The following is a 7,137-nucleotide window of genomic DNA, read 5'->3' as shown; positions in this document are numbered from 1 at the left end:
GGTCAGTAACATCCCCGTTAAACAAAATCCTAGCCAAGTCTTTTGTAGGTGCGTCAGCCTGGCATTGGACTTTAGCTTTCCCAGGGCTGCATCTAAATCAGTGACAAACGATTTTATAAAGTGTGCCGGCTCGTACATCAACATGGTGTTGAAATACGTGGCAGTTTACACTGATTAGCTTACCCGTTTTCCGGCTGTATTTCTAAGCTTAAAAACTTGAACATCGAGTGGGTAGGCAATGCTTATGTTTCGATAAAGCGTGAGGACGCAAACGTCTTCGCCTTCATCACCCGCTTGCACAAGGGTGTCGGCATGAGTACCGTCTGGGTACTGCTGGCAGATGCATTGGCAGGCGGCCTAGTGTTTCTTTCCCTGACCGGGCTTTTGCTATGGACCAAGCTCTGCACGGCTCGCGTCTGCTTATGGCAGGGTTGGGGGCTGGCTTCGCTGGGACTGGCAGTATTTGTTGTATTGAGCTCACTATAAATAACATTGCGTCTCGCGATTATAGGTCACATAGTTCCGTAAGCAGCGTATTGTCAATACGCAATCGACACAACTTGACGTTTCATTTGAATTATAAGCATCATGGTGCATACTGAAAATGCAGTCCATAACGGTTCAACAGCAAAATTATGGGTTCACGGATATTCATTCATCTGAGGAAATGCTCATGAAAAATACGACTACCAACTAATTCCCCCTGAGTTAAAAATAAGATTACACTTCTTTAAAGAAATCAGAATCAACACTTACTATTTTAGAACAGGATAATTATGCAAAATCTAACTGGTCGGCAGGTAATAACAGCTGTATTTTTTGCAATATTTCTCAGCTTAATGTTTGCTGCTCAAGCGATAGCCGAAGATTTGCGTCCCCCTCAGCAAGTCATACAAAGTGTTTCGTCACAATTACAGCAAAAAATGAAAGACAAATCCTTTACCAGGGATTTTACACAAGTTGTACGGTTCGTTAATGGCATTATTGACCCGCATACCGATTTCGACAGAATCGCACCGTTAGTGCTGGGAAAACATTGGAAAACAGCAACGGCAGCAGAACAGCAGCGCTTTAAAGATGAATTTCAAACCCTGTTGGTAAGAACCTATTCCAGGGCGTTTGTGGAATATACCGATTGGTCAATGCGTTTCCGGCCTCTTGACATGCCCAATGAAGCCACAAGAATCATGGTCAGAACAGACGTTCTGCAACCCGGTCGCCAAGCTGTTGAGGTCAATTACCGAATGTTCCTAAGTAAAGGCGAATGGAAAGTCTACGACATTATGATTGACGGTGTCAGTCTAGTGACCAATTACCGCTCAACCTTTAACGATGAAATTCAAAAAAAAGGCTCGTTAAGCATCGTGATTGATGATCTGGCGAAACGTAATGCCGAAGCGCTTTCAGGCAAAAATTCCTCATGACAGTATTCAGTCACAAGCTAAAAAACTTCGTTCATACCTTGACGCTGTTTCTGTGCATGGGCGCCATTTTTTCATTGGTCGGTTTTATTCTAGCCGGGGTTGAAGGCATTTTATGGGCGACGTTTTTAGGCGCTTTAATACTGGTTATTAGTCCGAAAATACCGCCATATTTGATTTTTTCTATGTATGAGGGCAAATTGCTATCGGCAAATAATGCCCCCGATCTTTATCTGATAACACGGGAACTGGCCGCCCGCGCCGACTTACCCTCGCCGCCCGCGCTTTATTACTTGCCCAGTCAATTAATGAATGCTTTTTCTGTGGGCACCTCGGAAAATTCGGCCATCGGTCTGAGCGATGCGCTGTTAAACACCCTGAGTATGCGCGAGCTTATTGCGGTACTGGCACATGAAATCAGTCATATCCAGCATAATGATGTACGCGTGATAACTTATGCCGACATTATCAGCCGAATTACCAACACCTTGTCTTTAGCAGGTTTTTTGTTGATTTTTATAAACTTGCCGCTATATTTTTTGGGATTGGTGACGATTTCCTGGTTTGCATTAGGCGTACTCATTGTGGCGCCAACCCTGATGAGTTTTCTGCAACTTTCATTGTCGCGAATGAAGGAGTTTGATGCCGATCATCAAGCCGTATTATTAACCGGCGATCCCAAAGGTCTGGCAATGGCGTTAAGTAAATTGGAAGCCTATGAGACCTCAATTTTAGATATACTTTTCGGCGGCGGTCATAGCGCATCGATTCCATCAATCCTCAGAACGCATCCAGACACCGAAGAAAGAATAGATCGATTGTTACGTTTAAAAGGTCTACCGAATCAAGCTCTAAAATATTCAAATCACGATCGATTTGCTGTACCGGTTCACTATCAAAAATCAGTCAGAAAACCGCGGTGGCATTTAGGTGGTTTTTGGTACTAGGACTATTACCATCACAGATATCCTTGCTTAATACCATGGGTCGGCAACGATACCGGTAGGTCTTTCTGTAACAATCTTTGATAAAGCGCCACCGGATTTCCGTCCAGAGCGGTAAGTGCTTGCTTTAATGCTTCCCGGTCAAACTCAGGCGCGCCAGTTCCCGACTGGCTTGCGGCATACACACCATCCCTGGCGATATTGGCTTTTTGAATCAGCGTCAATGCTACATCCAGTTTCTGATCCAGTGTTGTTTCCTCTCCCTCCAAATCAGGGTGCGCTTCTACATAAAGCGTATTGTCCAACCATCCAACCTTGATGGGTTGTTTGACCATATAGACCGGCGTTCCTACCGGAACCGAATTGTATAGGGCCTCGATGTCTTCAGGGTACATGCGCACGCAACCGTGCGTTATCTGCATACCTATGCCGTAAATCTTGTCTATATCGGTGCCGTGTATCAGATAGCCTCCGGGGACGGCCAGATGCATCTTATAGGCTCCCAGAGGATTATGGGGACCCGGTGGAACCACAACAGGCAGCGGGTCCCCATTTGCCGCATGTTCGCGCCTGATTGATTCCGGCGGATGCCATGCCGGATCTTTGACTTTGCGCACAATGCTGGTTTTTCCCAGCGGCGTTTTCCAGTCTTGTCGGCCTATGCCGTGAGCATAGGACATCACCTGTGGCACCGCCCCTTTTGGGGTCGGCGGATAATAATACATCCGGTATTCGGCGATATTTAAGGTAATTCCTTCATGCGGCGTATCCGGCAAAATCCGTCTGTTGGGTAAACGAACAATCTCGTCCTTTTTGACTTGCCAGCGATCAACATTGGGATTCAACCGCACTATTTCTGTCTGTCCCAGAAGAAAGTGCCTGGCCACATCCGGTAAGGTCTCGTTTTGTTCTGCTCGCGTTAAAGGCACATCGTAAGTGAATTCGGTGATGACGCTATCATTACTGTTTTCCGGCAATGAATAGGTCGTGGCATTGGCTGTGCCGCTGATAGCGGACAATAAAATCGAAAAGGCAAATAGCGAACGAACTTTCATTACGATAATCTTCTCAGGTTTTTTAATAGGAATTTAACAAGGGGCAATCTTTAAGCAAATAACAGAACAATTCCCCAGGCAAGAAAAGCGACGCCTACAGTTTTACAAATAAGCTTTGATTCGAGTGGCATGGATTTCTCCAATATAACCAACAAGGTGATCAAAGCCATTCCCAGCAGGTTCATTACGCCTACGGCAAACATGATCAGCATCTGTGCCCAGCAACAGCCTAAACAGTTTGCGCCATGTTTCAGCCCCATATTGAATGCGCCTGCTGCGTCATCCTGCCATTCATTTAACAAAAAACCCATTGGGGTTTTGCAGTGTGTCAAACAAGCATTTTTTATCGGCATAAACTGATAAAAGCCTGCCAAAAATAAAATACCGGCAGCTAATATCGAATTCTGATTCTCCATCATCGGCGATAACCAGGCTAGTCCATGCATTTGCCATTGCAGCAGCGTTAACACGCTGCTGAATAGCAGCCATATGCCCAGATAGGCTGAAATGAACAGGTAAGTCAGTTTATGGGGTATTTTATTTTGTTGTCGGCAAACCCGGGCAAAGGTCAGAATCATGGGGATTGCTGAAGGCAGCATCATTGCCGCCATCATGACCGCCCACATAAAATAAACCAAGGCGAAATCTGTAAAACGCCATGCTAATGACTCGGAGGGAGGCATCCACATACTCGACATCGGTTGAGATGTCATTTGATCATGCTGATAAAACAGATAGCCCCAGGCAGCAAGAATCCCTGCCAGCACAACAGCTAATGTAGCCGTCCGGGTTTTAAACCAGACCATTACGGCTGATAAACAAATGCCGAGAAATAACCGTTACACTCGGAAAATTGCCAGTTTTTATCATAATCCTGATACTGATAATTTTTTGATTTGGCGACAACCGTGGGATGACTTGTTACCACGCACAATGGCGGATTGCTTAGGGTTGCCTGTCCACCGGTTATGCCCTGGATACTTTCAATATCGGCCTGCGCTATACCGGGAATAGTCATACACCGATTGTTGCCTTGTTCCTGGTAGTCGATTTTTACTTTTTTTACGCCCAAAACTTCACTGACAAAGCTCATTAAAATAGCTGGATGTCCACCTTGCTGGCCGCTAAAAATTTGCACAATCGCATCAACTTGACTGTCATCGGCCCGTTCGTCAACATATAAAGCTGCCTGCCAGTTGCCGTCTATCATGAGTCCTGGCGAGTAACATGCCATGGCAACATTCAAGTCATCCAGTGATTGATCACCAAGATGCCCTTGTTCAATATGCCATGCCACCAACAGCTTGCAATCGCCATTTGTCGGCGGTTGCAGCCATACGCAAGGACAGGCGGTTTCGCAGTTACAGGTTTCAAAATAACTGCCCTGCAGAATCCAGTTTTTGGTTTCCGACATGCTATCACTCCTAAAACGGTTCTTTAAACGGCCTCAAATCCAGTTCATGGGTCCAGGCGCTGGGATGCTGATTGTGCATGGCCCAGTAGGTTTCCGCGATGGCGTCCAGTTGTAACAAGCCATCCTGGCCTTTGGCTTTGACATAATCAGGGAACTGGTTTCTCGCCCGCTCACCGTCAATCACGCCGTCAATTACAGCATGGATCACATGTATGCCTTGCGGTGAAAATTCTCTTGCCATGCCTTGCGCCAATGCCCTTAAACCGGCTTTCGCAGAAGCGAATGCTGTAAACGGGGGTTTTGCCCTTAATGACGCTGTCGCGCCGGTAAAAATCACCGTCCCTTTTTGTCTGTCTTTCATTGCATGAATGGCTTCCTTGCCAAAGTAAAAAGCACCCAGGCAATTTTGCTGCCAAAGAGTAGTAAATGTTTTCGCATCGGTTTCCAGCAAAGGCGATGGGATATTGCTGTCTACATTGTAGGCAGCAATATCGAGGCTATAACCATCAAGTTGCGCTATTTTGAATAAATGCGCAACGTCGCGTTCAACCGTTGCATCGGCGATAACAGCAGTGGCTGAGCCGCCTTTTTGCCTGATTTTTTCTACTACCCGTTGAAGCTTGTCTTCACTTCGTCCGGCTATATAAACATGTAAACCTTTTGTTGCAAAATAGCTGGCGAGTGTCGCGCCCAAGCCCTGCTCCGGACCAACCCCGATGACAACAGCTGAACATTTTTTCTCCATCATTAATTTCCTAAATTAAGCATCATTGAACAAGGGCTAAAGGCTAAAGGCTAAAGGCTAAAGGCTAAAGGCTAAAAATTGAAATCCCACTTAACCTTAAATGCAAGCTATTCTCGCCCTTCGCCTTTTTAATCCTTTCTGCCGAATATCAATGAGAAATTATTGGCCGGCATATTGATTTGCTCTTTTAATTCCAAGCCATGTCTTTCTGCAACCTTTTTCAGGTCGACTACATCTTTTAAACCCCATTCCGAAACACCGGCAGAACTCAATGTCTGATGAAACTCTTTATTGGAATCGGTGGTGAAAGTACCTTCCACCTGAAATGGGCCGTAAATCAGCAAAAATCCTCCCTCCTGAAGCAGCAGTGATGCACATTCCATCATGCGATCCGCAATCGAAATGGGCGCCACCTGAAAAATGTTAATGCAGAATATGGCTGCAAAGGAATCTTCATTGCCGGGATTAAACCAGGTCTCAGGATCGGTCAGATCCAGATGCACAGGATCGGCGATATTATCATTCTTGTGATCGATTGACAGTTTCTTGATATTATCAAAAACTTCCCTGTCTTTATCGGACGGATGAAAATGCAAATGCTCGAAATGCGGTGCAAAATAGTTGATGTGCATGCCGCTGCCGCTGGCCAGTTCTAAAACATTTGCCGGATCTTTAGGCAGCTTTTCTTTTAAAACGCCTAGCAGTGGTTCACGGTTGCGACTTCCGGCCCAGGCAACATACTCGCTTAATGGATGCGGATCTAAGGGTGGTTTATCTTGGATCATTATTAACTCCTCATAATTATTTGTTGTACTTCAATAGCAGCAAATATTGTGCCAGTAATTATTAATAATATTTATGTTAATTTACAATGCCTTGATTTTTAACCTTGCCAAATTAAGGAAGCCATTCTTCAATTAGAGAAAATCAACTTCACAAAACATCATAATCAATAACCCTCTTTCCGATTTAACATCTGCTTTTTCGCAAACGCTCATCCTTACGCTGCTGCACTGCAGCAAACAATTGCTTAAGCAAATTGCCAAAGCTGGAACAATCGTTTCTTGAAAAAACTCTAAAATAGCTTCAGATTTTCCCAGATCTCCAGGGCAGGCGCTGCCGGGATTCCTTTCGCCTGAATGGCTATAGCAGCATCGAATGTTTTGTCACGGGTTGATCCACCCGCACCAAATGTAACCGAAAAAAAGTCAGGATTGAGTTTTGCCAGCTTGTCATGGACAATCTGTAAACTTGCCGCGCCCTCTTCCGATTTTGGTGGATAAAATTCAAAACTGAAAAGTTGCGAAGGTGTTTTTTGTGATTGCATTTTATCTTTTTGCTATTGAGGGCATAAAAAGCTCACTCAGGCTCGGTGGGTATGCCAACCTTAAAGGATAGGTCGCGCTGATTGCGCAACCCATCCCACAGTCGTTAATCAATAACGGTAATGATCGGCTTTAAACGGTCCTTCAACCGGAACATTAATATATCGGGCTTGCTCGTCGGTTAAGACGGTCAAATTCACGCCCAGCTGCTTTAGATGCGATCTTGCGACCTT

The 7,137-nt window shown here is 45.2% G+C and carries 9 protein-coding genes and 1 pseudogene; 3 read left to right on the top strand and 7 right to left on the bottom strand.

Annotated elements, in window-relative coordinates; genetic code table 11:
* The first annotated feature begins 216 nt into the window (after positions 1-216).
* The 3 genes from RW114_RS19335 to RW114_RS19325 all read left to right on the top strand — a co-directional run bounded on the left by RW114_RS19335 (position 217) and on the right by RW114_RS19325 (position 2,368).
* Positions 217-486, top strand: a complete 270-nt coding sequence (locus RW114_RS19335; RefSeq protein ID WP_340124378.1) for a PepSY-associated TM helix domain-containing protein — start codon at positions 217-219, stop codon at positions 484-486.
* Between the two features lie 290 nt (positions 487-776).
* The gene (locus RW114_RS19330; protein ID WP_340124377.1) at positions 777-1,424 is read left to right on the top strand and encodes an MlaC/ttg2D family ABC transporter substrate-binding protein; all 648 of its coding nucleotides are present in this window, start codon (positions 777-779) and stop codon (positions 1,422-1,424) included.
* Complete coding sequence (locus tag RW114_RS19325; RefSeq protein ID WP_340124376.1) at positions 1,421-2,368, top strand: zinc metalloprotease HtpX; 948 nt, start codon at positions 1,421-1,423, stop codon at positions 2,366-2,368. The genes RW114_RS19330 and RW114_RS19325 overlap by 4 nt, the downstream gene beginning before the upstream one ends.
* A gap of 11 nt (positions 2,369-2,379) precedes the next feature.
* On the opposite strand, the gene RW114_RS19320 is transcribed toward RW114_RS19325, so the two are convergent.
* The 7 genes and pseudogenes from RW114_RS19320 to RW114_RS19290 form a co-directional block, all read right to left on the bottom strand.
* Positions 2,380-3,420 (bottom strand): L,D-transpeptidase family protein, encoded by a 1,041-nt coding sequence (locus RW114_RS19320; RefSeq protein ID WP_340124375.1) that lies wholly within the window; start codon positions 3,418-3,420, stop codon positions 2,380-2,382.
* 50 nt (positions 3,421-3,470) lie between these two features.
* Entirely contained in the window at positions 3,471-4,226 is a 756-nt protein-coding gene (locus RW114_RS19315) for a DUF2182 domain-containing protein (protein WP_340124374.1), read from the bottom strand.
* Positions 4,226-4,834 carry a DUF1326 domain-containing protein gene (locus RW114_RS19310; protein ID WP_340124373.1) on the bottom strand — a complete coding sequence of 203 codons (609 nt, stop codon included), beginning with the start codon at positions 4,832-4,834 and terminating at the stop codon, positions 4,226-4,228. Before RW114_RS19310 ends, RW114_RS19315 begins: the two co-directional genes overlap by 1 nt.
* A 10-nt stretch (positions 4,835-4,844) precedes the next feature.
* Positions 4,845-5,579, bottom strand: coding sequence for an SDR family NAD(P)-dependent oxidoreductase (locus tag RW114_RS19305; RefSeq protein ID WP_340124379.1), 735 nt, complete (start codon positions 5,577-5,579; stop codon positions 4,845-4,847).
* Positions 5,580-5,707: 128 nt separating this feature from the next.
* Positions 5,708-6,364, bottom strand: a complete 657-nt coding sequence (locus RW114_RS19300; RefSeq protein ID WP_340124372.1) for a DUF938 domain-containing protein — start codon at positions 6,362-6,364, stop codon at positions 5,708-5,710.
* Between the two features lie 320 nt (positions 6,365-6,684).
* Positions 6,685-6,906, bottom strand: a pseudogene (locus RW114_RS19295) (methylenetetrahydrofolate reductase); the annotation flags it as partial.
* Between the two features lie 108 nt (positions 6,907-7,014).
* Positions 7,015-7,137, bottom strand: a 123-nt coding sequence (locus tag RW114_RS19290; RefSeq protein WP_340122873.1) for an adenosylhomocysteinase, incomplete at its 5' end; no start/stop codon positions are given.

The sequence above is a fragment of the Methylobacter svalbardensis genome, from assembly GCF_037671525.1.
GTDB classification, from domain to species: domain Bacteria; phylum Pseudomonadota; class Gammaproteobacteria; order Methylococcales; family Methylomonadaceae; genus Methylobacter_A; species Methylobacter_A svalbardensis.
This window is presented reverse-complemented; position numbering and strand designations above follow the sequence as displayed.